Origin of the sequence: Kribbella sp. NBC_01484 (genome assembly GCF_036227145.1) — a bacterium.
Lineage (GTDB): Bacteria > Actinomycetota > Actinomycetes > Propionibacteriales > Kribbellaceae > Kribbella.
Genome location: NZ_CP109437.1, coordinates 3,662,073 through 3,676,996 on the forward strand (window position 1 = coordinate 3,662,073; position 14,924 = coordinate 3,676,996).

Here is a 14,924-nt window from a genome sequence, read left to right on the forward strand (position 1 = left end):
ACGTCCAATAGCCGTTCGGTACGAATCCATATCCTGGGGTTATGGATCTCCGTTTGCTCCGGGCGTTCGTCACCGTCGCCAGGCTGCGGAACTTCGGTGCCGCGGCCGACGAGTTGTCGACGAGTCAGCCGGCCCTGACCAAGCAGATCCAGGTGCTGGAGCGTCGGGTCGGTTCGGTGCTGTTCAGCCGGGGCCGGCATGGTGCCCGGCTGACCCCGGCCGGTGAGCTGCTGCTTCCTGACGCTCTGGAGTTGCTGGACCGATCCGAGGCGTTCGAGCGGCGGGCTGCACAGGTCGCGTCGGGTGCCGAGGGCTCCCTGGCGATCGGGTTCGGGTTGTCCGGGATCGAGCTCGCGCCGCGGGCGGTCGCGCTGTTCCGCAGCCGCTGGCCCGGCGTCACGATCTCACTCGAGGACATGTCGTCGGTGGTCCAGTGCGAGCGGCTGCTGGCCGGCAGTCTCCAGATCGGCTTCGTCCGGCTCCCCGTCCCGGCCGGCCTCGAACACCTTCGGTTACGAAGAGACCGGTTGACCCTCGCGGTCCCGGCGAGCGCGGACGTCCCGCGCGACCTGGTCAGCTGGATCGACGCGCGCCCGCTGGTCCGCCTCACCCCGGCTCGCGGGCCCGGCCTGACCGCACAGATCAACAGCTTGTACGCCGAACTCGGTTGCCACCCGCGAATACTTCAGGAGGCCGGCGACCTGCAGACCGTCCTGGCCCTGACCGCCGCCGGTGCCGGGCCCGCCGTCGTACCGCAATCCGCCGAGCGCATCGCGCCGCCCGAGATCCGCCTGATCCCGCTGCCCGGCCGCGCCGCCACCTGGTGGACCGGCGCCGCCTGGGCCACCAGAACGCCCCTCACCGAACGCTTCCTGAAGGCCGCCACCGAGGTGGCCCGCACACCGGCAGACTGCTAGCGCAACCGGGTCCGGGGTAGCGGCGGCAGATCGTAGGTGTCCAGCCAGGCGGCGAAGAGGTGGCGCAGGGCCTCCTCGTCGGGGCTGAAGGTGGAGGCGAGGGCGATGAATTCGGCGGTGGTCACCGAGCCGTGGCGGTAGGTCTTGGTCCAGGCGCGGAGGAGATCGAAGAAGGCCTCGTCGCCGAGGTGGCGGCGGAGGACGTGCAGGGTGATCGCGCCGCGCTTGTAGAGGCGGTCGTCGAACATCAGTTCTGGGCCCGGATCCGACAGCATCAGGTCCCGCGGGAGGCCCCGCAACCGCGCGTGAGCCTTGGCCGTCTGCTGCTCCGCCGTCAGGCCCCGCGACTCCTCCGACCACAACCACTCGGCGTAGCAGGCGAAACCCTCGTTCAGCCAGATGTGCTGCCAGCTCGACGGGGTCAGGCTGTTGCCGAACCACTGATGCGCGAGCTCGTGCGCGACCAGCCGCTCCGAGCTCCGACGGCCGTCCACATGGTTGCTGCCGAAGATCGAGATGCCCTGCGCCTCGAGCGGAATCTCCAGGTCGTCGTCCGTCACGACGACCGTGTACCCGCCGAACGGATACGGCCCGAACAACCGGCAGAACACCTTCATCATGTCCTGCTGCCGGCCGAAGTCCGTCTTGAACTCGCGGATCTGGGCCCCCGGCAACACCGCCCGGGTCGGCACCGGCGACGCGGCCAGGTCGACCACGTCGTACCGGCCGATCTGGACCGTCGCCAGGTACGTCGCCATCGGCGCGGCCTGGTCGAAGACCCACGTGGTCCGGCTGGCCTTCACCCGGCGCGACACCAGCCGTCCGTTCGCCACCACCTGGTACGGCGAATCGGTGGTGACCGCGATCCGGTAGTGCGCCTTGTCGCCGGGGTGGTCGTTGCACGGGAACCAGGTGGCCGCGCCACTCGGCTGGCTGGCGACGATCACGCCCTCGGTGAGTTCCTCCCAGCCGAGCTCGCCCCACGGACTGTCCTCGGGCTTCGGGTTGCCGGCGTACTGGACCTCGACGGTGAACTCGGCGCCGTCCATGATCGTCGCGGCCGGGGTGACCTGCAGCTTGCCCTGGCGGTGCACATACCGCTGCGGCCGCCGGCCGTTCACCGACACCTTCGACACCCGGAGGCCGGTCAGGTCGAAGCTGACCCGGGAGAGTGCCTCGGTGGCGAAGGCGGTGATCGTCGCCTTGCCGCTCAGGCGGTTGCTGCTGACCCGGTAGTCCAGGTCCAGCTCGTACGACTCGACCTTGTAGCCGCCGTTGCCGTGGGTGGGCACGTAGCGGTCGCCGGCCGTCGTCGCTCCCGGCTGCCCGTTGCCCAGCTGTCGTTTGAGCGGGCCAACCATCAGCCCTGCCAGGGAGCGATCGGGTTCCCAGCCCAGCGCGTCCCGGCCGGCACTCCTTCACCACGCATCACGAGAGACACCGGGCCGATGGTAGCTCCTGCCCCGACACTCGCGGCGGGCAGGACGATGCCATGGGGCCCGAGGGTTGCTCCTGGTCCGAAGGTGACTGTGCTCATGGAGAGAACTCGATCATGAAAAAGGTGCGTCTGCAGCACGCAGCCGCGATTCACCGTGGCGCCGTCGCCGAGGGTGACCAGATCAGCCTCGGGTAACCAGTACGTCTCGCACCAGACACCCTTGCCGATCTTGGCCCCGAGGGACCGCAGCCACACGTTGAGGAACGGCGTCCCGGCAACGGTGTTCGCGAACCACGGAGCCGCGACCAGTTCGACGAAGCTGTCGACGACCTCGTTGCGCCAGACGAACGAGCTCCAGAGCGGGTACTCGACCGCGCGGGTCTTGCCGACGATCAGCCACTTGGCGACCGTCGCCATCCCGCCCGCGACCGTGCCGGCGGCGAGGATCACGGCACCCGACAGCACCACGGTCCACCACGGCCCGATCCAGATGTCGAGCGCCTGGAACCCGAACAGTACGCCGAGCGCGATCAGGACCGTGCACATCATCGGGACGAACCGGCACAGCTCGACCAGCGCCCGGGCGATCTTGAGCTTGAACGGCGGGTTGAAGGTCCGGCTCTGGTCGCCCTCGACCGCCTGCCGCCGGAGCTTGACCGGTGGCGAACCGAGCCACGACGTACCGGCCTTGGACTTCTTCGGGGCCGCCGACAGCACCGCGACCAGGCCGTTCTTGGGCACCGACCGGCCGGGCGCGGTCATGCCGGAGTTGCCGAGGAACGCGCGCTTGCCGACCTTCGCGCCGGCCACGTGCAGCCAGCCGCCACCGAGCTCGTACGACGCGATCATTGTGTCGTCGGCCAGGAACGCGCCCTCGCCGACGGTCGTCATCTTCGGCAGCAGCAGGACCGTCGACGCCTCGACGTCGCGGCCGATCTTCGCGCCGAGGGCCCGCAGCCACCAGGGCGTGAGCAGGCTCGCGTACAGCGGGAACAGCAGGGTCCGGGCGGTGTCCAGCAGCCGCTCGGTCGCCCACACCTGCCACCCGATCCGGCTGCGGACCGGGTAGTGACCGGGTTTGATGCCGATCCCGAGCAGGCGGACGCCGATCAATGTCAGGACGGCGACCGTCATGAACCCGACGAGGGTCATCAGCGGGATCGCGCCCAGCGCCCTGAGTGCGGCTGCCTGGAGCGTGTCGGTGCCTTCGATCGCGTTGCCGAGTACGACGAGTGCGACGAGTGCCGCGGCCACCGGGATCAGCGACATGACGGCGGACTGAACGCCGTACGCGAGGACCCACCAGGGGGCGCGGGCGGGCCGGTGGTCCGGCCACGGGTGGCGGGCGCGGCCGACGCGGGTCGCGGGAGAGCCGGACCAGCGCTCGTTCGGGGGGACCTTGCCGGAGACGGCCGAGCCGGCCGCGATCTCGGCCTTCCGGCCGATCTCGGTGCCGGGCAGCAGCGTGCTCCGGGAACCGACCACGGCCTCCGCGCCGACAGTCACCGGGCCGACGTGCAGCCGGTCGCCGTCGATCCAGTAGCCGGCCAGGTCGACCTCGGGCTCGATCGATGCGCCCCGGCCCATCGTGAGCATGCCGGTCACCGGCGGCAGCGTGTGCAGGTCGACGCCGGGGCCGACCTTCGCGCCGAGCGCGCGGGCGTAGTACGCGATCCAGGGGGCGCCGGCCAGGTTGGCGGCGCCGGCGGCATCCGAGAGGTTCTCGGCGGCCCACAGCCGGACGTGCTCCGTGCCGCCGCGCGGGTAGGTGCCGGGTTTCAGGTTGCGGAGGAGGATGCGCGCGCCGACGACGGCGATGCCCATCCGGCCGGCAGGAGTGATCAGGAGCAGCCAGCCGGCCAGGATCCACCACCACGAGACTGTCCTGGCCCACGGCAGCGGGCCGACCAGCTCGGCGAGCACGTTGTTCAGCGTGAACAGGTAGACAAGCCAGCGAACGCCGACGACTGTCTGCAGGACGAGCGTGAGCGCTGTCTGCAGGAGCTGCGTGCTCTTCGGCGTCGGCCGGATCTCCCGGATCTCGACCGGCACGTACGCCTGTGGTTGTGACTCGTCGAGCCGGTCCGCGAGCGCGCCGAGGCGCGGGTACTCGTAGATGTCGCCGACGGTCACGTCCGGATACCGCTCGCGCAGTACCGACACCAGTTGGGCGGCGGCCAGGCTGCCGCCGCCGTGCAGGAAGAAGTCGTTGTCCGGGCCGGTGACCGTCGCGCCGAGGACCTTCGTCCAGCGCTCGGCCAGCCAGCCCTCGGTCCCGCTGAGCTCGGCCGCGGGGCCGTCGCCGTCCATCCCGGGCAGCGGCCAGGGCAGCGCGTTGCGGTCGACCTTGCCGGACGTCCTGGTCGGCAACGTGTCGACGACGGCCAGCAGGGGGACGAGCGCCGCGGGCAGTTCCTCGCGCAGTCTCGCGGTCGCCTTGGCCTGATCGAACGCGGCCGGGTCGTCGGGTACGACGTACCCGACCAGCAACTGGTTGCCGGCGGCGCTGTTGCGGACCGCGGCGGCGGCGCCGGAGATCTGGGGCAGGGCCTGGAGTGCGGCGTCGACCTCGCCCAGCTCGATCCGGCGGCCACCGAGCTTGACCTGCTCGTCGGCGCGGCCCTGGAACAGGAGGCCCTTGGGGTCGTTGCGGACCAGGTCGCCGCTGCGGTACGCGCGCTCCCAGCCGAGGCTCGGCATCGGGGCGAACTTCTCGGCGTCCTTGGCCGGGTCGAGGTACCGGGCCAGACCGACGCCGCCGATGATCAGCTCGCCGATCTCGTCCTCCTGCACTTCGTTGCCCGCAGCATCGACCACGGCCAGATCCCAGCCGTCCAAGGGGAGACCGATGCGGACCGGGCCCTCGCCGGTCAGCTGGGCGCCGCAGGCGACGACTGTGGCCTCGGTCGGGCCGTACGTGTTCCAGACCTCGCGGCCGTCGACCGCGAGCCGTTCGGCGAGCTCGGGTGGGCAGGCCTCGCCGCCGAAGATCAGCAGCCGGACCTGGTCGAGCGCGTCGGCCGGCCAGAGCGCCGCCAGCGTCGGCACGGTCGAGACGATAGTGATGCCTTGGGCAACCAACCACGGTCCGAGGTCCATACCGGTCCGCACCAGCGAGCGCGGCGCCGGCACCAGGCACGCACCATGCCGCCAGGCGAGCCACATCTCCTCACAGGACGCGTCGAACGCGACGGACAGGCCCGCGAGCACCCGGTCATCCGCCCCGATCGGCTCCTGCTGGAGGAACAGCCGCGCCTCCGCATCCACGAACGCCGCGGCCGACCGGTGGGTGACGGCGACGCCTTTGGGTACGCCGGTCGAGCCCGAGGTGAAGATGATCCACGCGTCGTCGGTCGGCTCCGGACCGCCGTGGGCTCTGGGTGCGTCCGTCGTACCGGAGGAGTCCATCCGGGCGCTGTACGGGTAGTCGAAGTAGCCGTCGGCGTTGTCGTTGTCGTCGCTGGGGATCGGCGCGGGCTGCGGGCGGGTGAGAGTGAGCTCGAGGTCGTCGCCGACCGTAGCCGCGACATCGGCCTCGCCGAACACCAGCTCCGCCCGCTCGTCCGGGTCGTCGGCGTCCACCGGGACGTACGCCGCCCCGGCCTGCATCGTCCCGAGGATCGCGACGTACAGATCGTTGTGCCCCGACGAGATCCGCACTCCGACCCGGTCGCCCGGCCCGATCCCGGCCTCGGTGAGACGCGCGGCGAACTTGGTCGTCTGGTTCAGCAGTTCGCGATAACTCAGACTGACGTGGCCGTCGTCCAGCGCAGGCTCATCGGCGTACTTCGTCGCCGTCTCCTGCAACACATCCACCAGCGTCCGCGCGGGTGGCGCCAGGTCACCACGTCGCAACGTCACGGCCGGATCTTACGCCGCCCAGTTACCAGATAGATAACCCCAAGCAAAGCCTGCGTACGCCGTCGCGCACTTGGTGAAACCCCAACGAAACCTGGCGATCGCGGGTAACCAACTGTCGGCCGACTGTGGGTGTTCGCTCCCGCGCGGCGTGGATCGGCCTTGGTGAGGCGGCTGCCGTCGCGTCAGGTGCGGTGTCAGGAGCGTGTCAGGGCGGTGGCTGGGTGGACGCCGAAGGTAGTCACATGACTAGTTCAGCGATCGCGGCCTCGGGGCTGCGCAAGGCGTATAAGGACAAGGTCGTGCTCGACGGCATCGACCTGGAGGTCGCGGCCGGTACGGTCTTCTCCCTGCTCGGCCCGAACGGCGCGGGCAAGACGACGACGGTCAACGTGCTGACCACGTTGATGAAGGCCGACGGCGGCACGGTCCGCGTCGCCGGTCATGACGTGGCCACCGAGACCAAGGCCGTCCGTGCGGCGATCGGCGTCACCGGCCAGTTCGCGGCGGTGGACGAGCTGCTGACCGGCCAGGAGAACCTGCAGCTGATGGCGGATCTCAAGCGCATCGAGTCCGCCGAGGGCAAGCGCATCGTCGCGGAGTTGCTCGAGCGGTTCGACCTGACGCAGTCGGCGCAGAAGATGGTGGCGACGTACTCCGGCGGTATGCGCCGGAAGCTGGATCTGGCGATGACCCTGGTCGGCAAGCCCCGGATCATCTTCCTGGACGAGCCGACGACGGGACTGGACCCGCGCAGCCGGCGGACGATGTGGGACATCATCCGCCAGCTGGTGACCGAGGGCGTCACCATCTTCCTGACCACTCAGTACCTGGACGAGGCCGATCGGCTCGCGGACCGGATCGCGGTGCTCGACCAGGGCAAGCTGGTCGCCCAGGGCACGCCCGCCGAGCTCAAGCGCCTGATCGGCGGCAGCCATGTCCGGCTCCGGTTCGCCGGCGACGCCGAACTCGACGCCGCGCAGCAGGTCCTGACCGACTCGACGCGGGACAGCGAGGACGACCTGACCTTGCGGATCCCCAGTGACGGCCGGGCGAAATCGGTCCGGGAGCTCCTGGACCAGCTCGATGCCCACTCGATCGACGTCGAGGAGTTCTCGGTGCACACACCGGACCTCGACGACGTCTTCCTCTCCCTGACCGGCCGTACCAACCCGAAAGTGAACGCATCATGAGTAACTCGACGACCATGCTCGGTCGCAACTTCAAGCACACTGTCCGGAACCCGGTCGCGGTGTTCAACGCGATCCTGCTCCCGATCGTGCTCCTGCTGATGTTCGTCTTCGTGATCGGCGGCGCGTTCGACGTCGGTGAGAAGTACATCGACTACGCGACGCCGGGCATGATCATCCTGGCGATCTGCTACGGACTGAGCGCGACCGCGACGGCCGTGAACTCCGACATGACCAAGGGGATCATCAACCGGTTCAAGGTGATGGACATCTCCCGCAGCGCCGTACTGGTCGCGCACGTCGCCGAGACCCTGCTGCGCAGCCTGATCGCCGTCGCGGCCATCATCGGTGTCGCGTTCGCGGTGGGATTCCGGCCGGACGCGAGTTTCGCCGAATGGCTCGGTGCGATCGGTCTGATCGTGCTGGTCTCGTTCGCGACCAGCTGGATCACGGTCGCGCTGGGACTGTTCGCCAAGACCCCGGAGTCGGCTGGGATGGCCTGCGTACCGCTGATCATGCTGCCGTTCCTGAGCAGTGCGATCGTGCCGGCCGCAACGATGGGCGCCGGCGTCCGGCAGTTCGCGGAGTACCAGCCCTTCACCCCGATCATCGAGACCCTGCGCGGTCTGCTGGCCGGCGAACCGGCCTCGACGAGCAGCGCGGTCCAGGCCATCGTCTGGTGTGTCGGGATCGCCGCGATCGGGTTCGTGTGGTCGCTCTCCACCTTCAAGAAGCGCGCCTGACCAACCGGGGCGGTCGAGCCCACCAAGACGACGTACGAGGAGAGTTGTCATGCCTACATTCGCCACGCCGGGGCCTATCACCGCCACCGTTCAGGTCGCCGGTGCCCGGGTGCGGGTCACCGCGACCGACCGGACCGACACCGTGGTGCTGGTCGAGCCCGTCGACGCGGCGAGCCGGTCGGACGTCAAGGTGGCCGGCAAGACCAAGGTCGAGTTCGCCGACGGTCAGTTGTCGGTCAAGACGACCGCCGCGGGCAGCAAGAACGGTTCGGTCGCCATCACGATCGACCTGCCCGCCGGGTCCAGCCTGGTCGCCTACCTGGCGTACTCGAACGTTCAGGCTGACGGATCGTTCGGCGAATGCGAGCTGCACATGGCGTCGGGCCTGGTCGAGCTGGATCGCATCGACGCCCTGCACGCGAACATCTCCTCCGGCGAGGTGGTGGTCGGCCACATCGCCGGGACCGCCGAGATCCAAGGGGGTGCGTCCGAGGTACGGATCGGCGAGGTCGAGGGCAGCGTCGGGATCTCGAGCTCGGGCGGCCGGGCCTGGATCGGCCACGCCGCGGCGGACCTCGAGCTGAGCAGTGCCAGCGGTGGATTCGACATCGACCGCGCCGACGGCAGCGTCACCGCCAAGACGGCCAGCGGTGCCATTCGGATCGGCCGGATGACCCACGGTCAGGCGAAGCTGATGAACGCCTCCGGAAACATCGAGGTCGGCATCAGCGAGGGCGCCGCAGCCTCCGTCGACGTGGACAGCGAGCGAGGAGCGGTGCACAACTTCGTCTCGTCGCAGGGCGACGCCGGCCCGTCCGACGACAAGGTCATGGTGCACGCCCGTACGCGGCACGGCGACATCATCATTCAGCGCGCGGCGAGCTGAGCCTCACGAAGCGAGCGCGGCCTCGACCAGGTCGGACCAGCTCGCCTCCGCACCCTCCTGCGTCACCTCGGCGAACCGTGCCGCGCCGAGGTGACTTCGTGCGTCCCGCTCGATCCTGGCCACATCCGGGTTGGAGCGATCCGGCAGTCCGCGGAGTCCGTCGCCGGCCGCGAGCAACCGCGCCGCCTGTTCGTACTGGTCGAGGCGAACGGCGAGATCCGCGATCCCGACCACTACCTGGGCGGTCAAGGGTGGGTGGCCCGCCTCGGACGCCGCTTGCCAGGCGGCCACGCGATGGGTACGGGCGTCCCGGACATCGTCGGCCAGGTAGCCGAGCATGTCTTCTATCCCGGCCCGGATGCTCGCCTGCTTCGCGTCGTCGCCCAGATAGCTGGTCGCGACGGCGAGTTGACGGCGCGCCTCCTCGGCGTTGCCGCCCCAGCGAGCGAGCTCCGCCTTCGTCAGCGCCAAGTCGACCAGTACGTACGTCCAGGTGACGCCTTCGGCGCACTTCTCCGCCTCGGCGATGGCGGCCGCGCTCGCCTCCTGATCGCCGTTCCGCCAGTACTGCAGGGCCTGCAGGGTCCGCAGCCGGATGACATCCTCGATCGCGCCGACCTCGGTGACGACGGTGATCGCCTGTTCGTAGTACTCGGAGGCACCGGCGAGTTCGCCACGCATGGCCAGTTGGCCCGCCAGCTCGGAGAGGGCCAACGACATCCCGAACCGTTCGCCGAGCGTCCGGAACTCCGCGAGCGCCATCTCCATATGGGCCTCGACCTCCGGACCGCTCTCGCCGAGCACGGTTCGCATCTTGCCGACCTGCCAGCGGGCCAGAGCGCGTACCCACGGGTCGACGCTGTCCAGCAACGACTCGAACGCCGGCACGACGGACTCAGGGTCCTCCAGCAGGCGTTCCAGCGGGATCACCAGATCCAGCAGCGGGTTGTGGTGCTCGGATTGCTGACTGAATCGATACGCCTTGTGGATCCACTCCACGCCCTGCTGCTCGCCGCCCCGCCCCGACGTCACGAAGAGCACCACCAGCGCGTACGTCATGGCCCGAACCTCATCGGTCACCTCGCCGGGAACCTCGGTGGCCGCGATCATCAGCTCGATACCTTCGCCCCGGCGCCCGCTGAGCCACCAGTACCAGCCGGTGGCCGCCGCGAGCCGCATCGCCGCCGGTGCGTCGCCGGCCGCGATCGCCGCCCGGAGCGCGGCACTGATGTTGTCGTGTTCGGCCTCGAGCGTGGCGATCCAGTCCAGTTGCTCGGCGCGACGCAGGTGTGGCTCCGCGGTCTCGGCGAACTCGGTGAAGTAGGAGAGATGCGCCTGCCGGGCCAGGTCCGATTCCCCGGCTTCCGCGAGCCGATCCGCGGCGTACTCCTTGATCGTGCCGAGCATCCGGTACCGCGGCGCGCCGTCGCCATCCGTGACCAGCAACGACTTCTCGACCAGCGAGGTGAGCAACTCCAGCACCTCGTCAGACTCGACGTCGGCGCCGGCGCAGACCTGCTCGGCCGCCTCCAAGCTCGCGCCGCCCGCGAACACCGACAGCTGGCGTAGCACCAGCCGCTCGGCATCGGTGAGCAACTCCCAGCTCCAATCGACCACCGCGCGCAGCGTCCTGTGCCGCGGCAGTGCGGTCCGGCTGCCGCTGGTCAGCAGACGGAACCGGTCGTCGAGCCGGTTGGCGAGCTGATCGATCGACATGGTGCGCAACCTGGCCGCAGCCAGCTCGATCGCCAGTGGCATCCCGTCCAGCGCCCGGCAGATGCGCGCCATCGTCGCCAACGTGTGCTCGTCGGCCGCGAGGTCCCTGCGCACCGCGTCCGCCCGGTCCCGCAGCAACCGGACGGCCGCAGAGGACGCGATCTCGCCGGCGCCGGCGTCGCTGGGCAAGGCCAGCGGCTCGACCAGCCAGAGCGCCTCGCCGGTGATGCCGAGCGGTTCCCGGCTCGTCGCCAGGATCCGCAGCAGTCGGCACTCTCCGAGGACTCGATCGGCGAACTGAGCCGCCGCCTCGATCACGTGCTCACAGTTGTCCAGGATCAGCAGCGCCTCCCGCTCGCGGATCGCGGCGATCAGCCCGTCCACCAGGTCCGTGCCCGGTCCCGAGCCGAGTAGCGCATCCCGGAGCCCGAGCCCGGTGAGCGTCGCCTGCGCGACGTCACCGTCGGCGCCGATCGCGGCGAGCTCCACCAGCCAGACCCCGTCCGGCAGGTCGCCGAGCAGCGTACGCGCGGTCTCCGTGGCCAGCCTGGTCTTGCCCGAGCCGCCCGGTCCGACCAGCGTGGTCAGCCGATGCTCCGCGATCAGCTCGCGGACCACGGCGACGTCAGCGTCCCGCCCGACGAAACTCGTCAGCTCGGCCCGCACATTGGTCTTCCGGTTCTCCTCCCGGCGTCCCAACTCGCCCCGCAACAACGCGACATGCAAGGCCGACAACTCCGGCGAGGGGTCAACGCCAAGGGCCTCCGCGAGAGCCTCCCTCGTGCGCTCATAGGTGAGCAGGGCCTCGGAATCGCGACCGGCCGCCACCAGGGCACGCATCAGCGCGGCCACCAGCGGTTCGCGCAGCGGATGCGCGGCTACCGCGTCGGTCAGTTCCCCGACCACCTCCGCGCCATGGCCGAGGCTCACCTCTGCTTCGAACCGATCCTCCATCGCGGTCAGGTGCAGCCCCTCGAGCCGCGTCACCGCCGACTCGAATGCTTCGCTGTCCTCCAGCCCGACATCCTGCATCGCCGCTCCGCGCCACAAAGCGAGGGCCTCGCGCAACAGCCGAAGGCGCCCGGAACCCTCCTCCTGGCGAGCCTGGGCGAAGAGACGCTCGAACCGCAGGGCGTCGACAGTGTCGGCGCTCACCGCCAACCGGTAGCCGCCCGTCTGGCCCTCGATCACCCCTGGCAGCACCTTCCGCAGCCGGGAAGCCAAGCGCTGCAGGGCATTCGCGGCATCAGCCGGCGGACGCTCACCCCAAATCCAGTCGACAAGCGTCGCCTTCGACACGACGCGGCCCGGCTCGAGCGCCAGGGCGATCAACAGCGCGCGCAACCGAGCACCCGGCACGTCGGCCAGGCTGCCGTCGTCCGCGCGTACCTCAAATGACCCAAGGACCCCGATCTGCACCCGGAGATTCTCCCACGCCAGCTGGCCCCACCCGACCCATGGCTAGCGCTTCTCGGCGCGTAGGGCCAGGACCCAGGGGACCGGGTCGGTGCGTGGCTCCACGGTTCGGGTGATCGTCAGGCCCGCCGCGGTGAACGAGTTGAGTAGGTCGGCGAGCGGCAGGTGTCGCATGCCGAGGCGGTGGCGGATACCGCCCTCGCCCCACCAGGGTGCGGGCGGATGCCAGCCGACAGCGCGGTACGTCGGGTGGACGACGCGCCCGCCATCGACGCGGCCTTCGGTGTGTGGACCGTTGAAGCACGGGTGGACCCCGTAGTACGCCAGCACTCCGCTCGGACACAGTACGCGGGCGGCCTCACGTAGTACGGCAGCGAAGTCATCGACGTCGGTGGAGAGCCAGAGGGCGGCGACAGTGGAGAAGACTGCCTCGGCGAACGGCAGTGTGGCGGCGTCGGCTTGGACCAGCGCCTCGCCGCGGGCGGTACGTGGCCGGGCGAGCCGCAGCTGGTCTGCGGAGTACTCGAGCCCGATGACGGTGCGTCCGGTGGTACGCAGGGTCTGGAGGTTCTGACCGGTCCCGCAGCCGAGGTCCAGACACAGTCCGCCTCCCGAGCCTAGCAGCTCCAGCAGTGGGTCACGGTTGTCGTCAGCCGCGGCCGCGTTGTGCTCGTCGTACCAGTCCGCGAGGCCGTCGTACCGTGCCGGCTTCGGCCCGGGTGTCATGGCAAAGGTCCTCCCTGTCGCGGCGCGCCTTCGAGGATCTCATCGTGGACCTGACTCGACCCCGGGGCGTGCCGGCGGTGGCAGCGGTTAGGCTTGGTGGTGTATGACCGGCGGTGGGGCTCGCCGGCCCCGAACCGTCACCCGATCGCGGGATGGCCAACAGTCCCTACCTGTCCGACCCCGTGGCGCGCCTGCCGCGGGGTACTTGTCCAGGTAGGAGGCATCACCCGGTGCAGCAACGCGAGCAGACCGATCCGGCTCCGCAGGAACCCATCGATCCCGACGTCGACCTGCATCTCGCCCGCCCCACCCGGCATCTGGCGACCGACGCCGCCGTACTCGCGGTCATCGCCGTCGGCGGCGCGATCGGCGCGACCGCCCGCTACCTGATCGGCCTGGCCTGGCCGACTCCTGCGGGCGGCTTCCCTTGGGCCACGTTGGTGATCAACATCGCCGGCAGCGCGCTGATCGGTGTCCTGATGGTGCTGGTCACCGATGTGTGGACCCGGCAACGGTACCTGCGCCCGTTCCTCGGCACCGGGATCCTGGGCGGCTTCACCACGTTCTCCACCTACACCCTCGACATCCAGCGCCTGATCGCCGACCGGCACCCCGGCACGGCTCTGATCTATCTCGCCAGTACTGCGGCCGCGGCGCTGATCGCGGTCTGGGCGACAGCCAGCGCGACGCGAAGCCTGATCCACCGGAGGCAGCGATGAGACTCACCGGCACCGCTCTTCGACTCACCATCATGATCGGCGAGTCCGACCGCTGGCACCACAAGCCCCTGTCGACCGAGATCGTGCACCGCGCCCACAAGGCCGGACTGGCCGGCGCCACCGTGCTGCACGGCGTCGAAGGCTTCGGCGCGTCCAACCGCATCCACACCACGCGTCTGCTCAGCCTGTCCGAGGACCTGCCCGTGGTGATCGTCATCGTCGACACCCACGACCGCATCCACGCTTTCCTGCCCCAACTGGACGAACTGGTCACCGAGGGCCTGGTGATCCTCGACGACTGCGAAGTCATCCGGTACGCCGGACGTGACGCCGCCCCGGACTCCAAGGGGGAGTCGCGGTGAACCTGCTCCTGGTGATTGCCGGGGCCGTTGTCGGGGCGCCGCTGCGCTATCTCACCGACCGCGCGGTCCAAGCCCGTCACGACACCGTCTTCCCGTGGGGGACGTTCACGGTCAACATCGTCGGCTCGCTGATCCTCGGAGTGGTCGCCGGTACTGCGACGACGTCGAGCGTGCCGCATTCGGTGCAGCTGTTGGTGGGCACCGGGTTCTGCGGTGCGCTGACCACGTACTCCACCTTCTCCTACGAGACATTGCGGCTGATCGAGCAGGACGCGAAGTTCTTCGCCGCCGCAAACGTTGCCGCCAGCATCATCGCTGGACTCGGCGGCGCGTTCCTCGGCGCGGCAATCGGCCAGACGATCTGACCCCGGTTCTTCCGCACGGGTTTCAGGGGAGGGCCGGCCCGCGTGCGCATGTGATGGGTTGACGTCCCATGTGGTGGGTTGGGACAAGGAATTGCGGTTCTTCTGCTGGATGTGTGAGCGAGGTCGGCTGGGTGTGCCGGCTCGACAGGTGGTGTCGGTCCGGGGGTGCTGGTCGGAGGAGGCATTCACGCCTGGCTCTGGCCGGCCAGGCCGGGGCCGGGGTGGACACCTCCTGTCGTGCTGGCACGCCCAGCCTCCGGCCGCACCGTCGGTAGCCTCCGCGGCCGGACCGGCCGCAGACGGGTGGGCAGGTGCGGTGGCTGGACGGGTTCGTTGTGGCGGCGGGTGGGGCCGGTGGCGATCCGCCGGGGCCTGGGACACCATCTCGGGGCCTCGGACAGGCTGTGCGGTGTCCGAGATCCCCGGCACCTGTCCAGGGTCGCGGCAATCGCGCTGATCAACACCCCCGGCGGCGCAGGCATGTCGGGATCCCGGGCGTCCTGGCGTGTGGAGGCTGCCGATCGGATGCCGGGAACCGGGGCCGCGACTGGACCACGAGCCGTTCCAGGTCACCGGTTCTGGGTCCGC

Annotated in this window: 11 protein-coding genes; 7 read left to right on the forward strand and 4 right to left on the reverse strand. The window is 69.9% G+C overall.

What is annotated here, in order from left to right; genetic code table 11:
* The first annotated feature begins 41 nt into the window (after window positions 1-41).
* A complete protein-coding gene (locus OG555_RS18120) occupies window positions 42-917 on the forward strand; it encodes a LysR family transcriptional regulator (RefSeq protein WP_329484077.1) in 876 nt (291 codons plus the stop codon).
* On the opposite strand, the gene OG555_RS18125 is transcribed toward OG555_RS18120, so the two are convergent.
* On the reverse strand, window positions 914-2,278 hold the full coding sequence (locus tag OG555_RS18125; RefSeq protein ID WP_329484078.1) for a M1 family metallopeptidase: 1,365 nt from the start codon (window positions 2,276-2,278) through the stop codon (window positions 914-916). The genes OG555_RS18120 and OG555_RS18125 overlap by 4 nt on opposite strands.
* Complete coding sequence (locus OG555_RS18130) at window positions 2,278-6,216, reverse strand: Pls/PosA family non-ribosomal peptide synthetase (RefSeq protein WP_329484079.1); 3,939 nt, start codon at window positions 6,214-6,216, stop codon at window positions 2,278-2,280. The genes OG555_RS18125 and OG555_RS18130 overlap by 1 nt, the downstream gene beginning before the upstream one ends.
* Before the next feature lie 242 nt (window positions 6,217-6,458).
* Here OG555_RS18130 and OG555_RS18135 point away from each other — a divergent pair, with 242 nt between their 5' ends.
* Genes OG555_RS18135 through OG555_RS18145 form a run of 3 tightly spaced genes read left to right on the forward strand, consistent with a single transcriptional unit; the run spans window position 6,459 to window position 9,032 of the window.
* Window positions 6,459-7,406: an ATP-binding cassette domain-containing protein gene (locus tag OG555_RS18135; protein ID WP_329484080.1), complete on the forward strand. Its 948-nt coding sequence runs from the start codon at window positions 6,459-6,461 to the stop codon at window positions 7,404-7,406.
* Complete coding sequence (locus tag OG555_RS18140) at window positions 7,403-8,146, forward strand: ABC transporter permease (protein WP_329484081.1); 744 nt, start codon at window positions 7,403-7,405, stop codon at window positions 8,144-8,146. Before OG555_RS18135 ends, OG555_RS18140 begins: the two co-directional genes overlap by 4 nt.
* 49 nt (window positions 8,147-8,195) lie before the next feature.
* Complete coding sequence (locus OG555_RS18145; RefSeq protein ID WP_329484082.1) at window positions 8,196-9,032, forward strand: DUF4097 family beta strand repeat-containing protein; 837 nt, start codon at window positions 8,196-8,198, stop codon at window positions 9,030-9,032.
* 3 nt (window positions 9,033-9,035) lie between these two features.
* Here the strand turns inward: OG555_RS18145 and OG555_RS18150 are convergent, their stop codons facing one another.
* Entirely contained in the window at window positions 9,036-12,167 is a 3,132-nt protein-coding gene (locus tag OG555_RS18150) for a BTAD domain-containing putative transcriptional regulator (protein ID WP_329484083.1), read from the reverse strand.
* Window positions 12,168-12,209: 42 nt separating this feature from the next.
* Window positions 12,210-12,890 carry a class I SAM-dependent methyltransferase gene (locus tag OG555_RS18155; RefSeq protein ID WP_329484084.1) on the reverse strand — a complete coding sequence of 227 codons (681 nt, stop codon included), beginning with the start codon at window positions 12,888-12,890 and terminating at the stop codon, window positions 12,210-12,212.
* 230 nt (window positions 12,891-13,120) lie between these two features.
* Here OG555_RS18155 and OG555_RS18160 point away from each other — a divergent pair, with 230 nt between their 5' ends.
* From OG555_RS18160 to crcB, 3 genes are read left to right on the forward strand one after another with little or no spacing between them, the layout of a single operon-like run.
* Window positions 13,121-13,609, forward strand: coding sequence for a fluoride efflux transporter FluC (locus tag OG555_RS18160; protein WP_329484085.1), 489 nt, complete (start codon window positions 13,121-13,123; stop codon window positions 13,607-13,609).
* Window positions 13,606-13,971, forward strand: a complete 366-nt coding sequence (locus OG555_RS18165; protein ID WP_329484086.1) for a DUF190 domain-containing protein — start codon at window positions 13,606-13,608, stop codon at window positions 13,969-13,971. The genes OG555_RS18160 and OG555_RS18165 overlap by 4 nt, the downstream gene beginning before the upstream one ends.
* Window positions 13,968-14,336 carry a fluoride efflux transporter CrcB gene (crcB, locus tag OG555_RS18170; RefSeq protein WP_329484087.1) on the forward strand — a complete coding sequence of 123 codons (369 nt, stop codon included), beginning with the start codon at window positions 13,968-13,970 and terminating at the stop codon, window positions 14,334-14,336. Before OG555_RS18165 ends, crcB begins: the two co-directional genes overlap by 4 nt.
* Window positions 14,337-14,924: the final 588 nt, after the last annotated feature.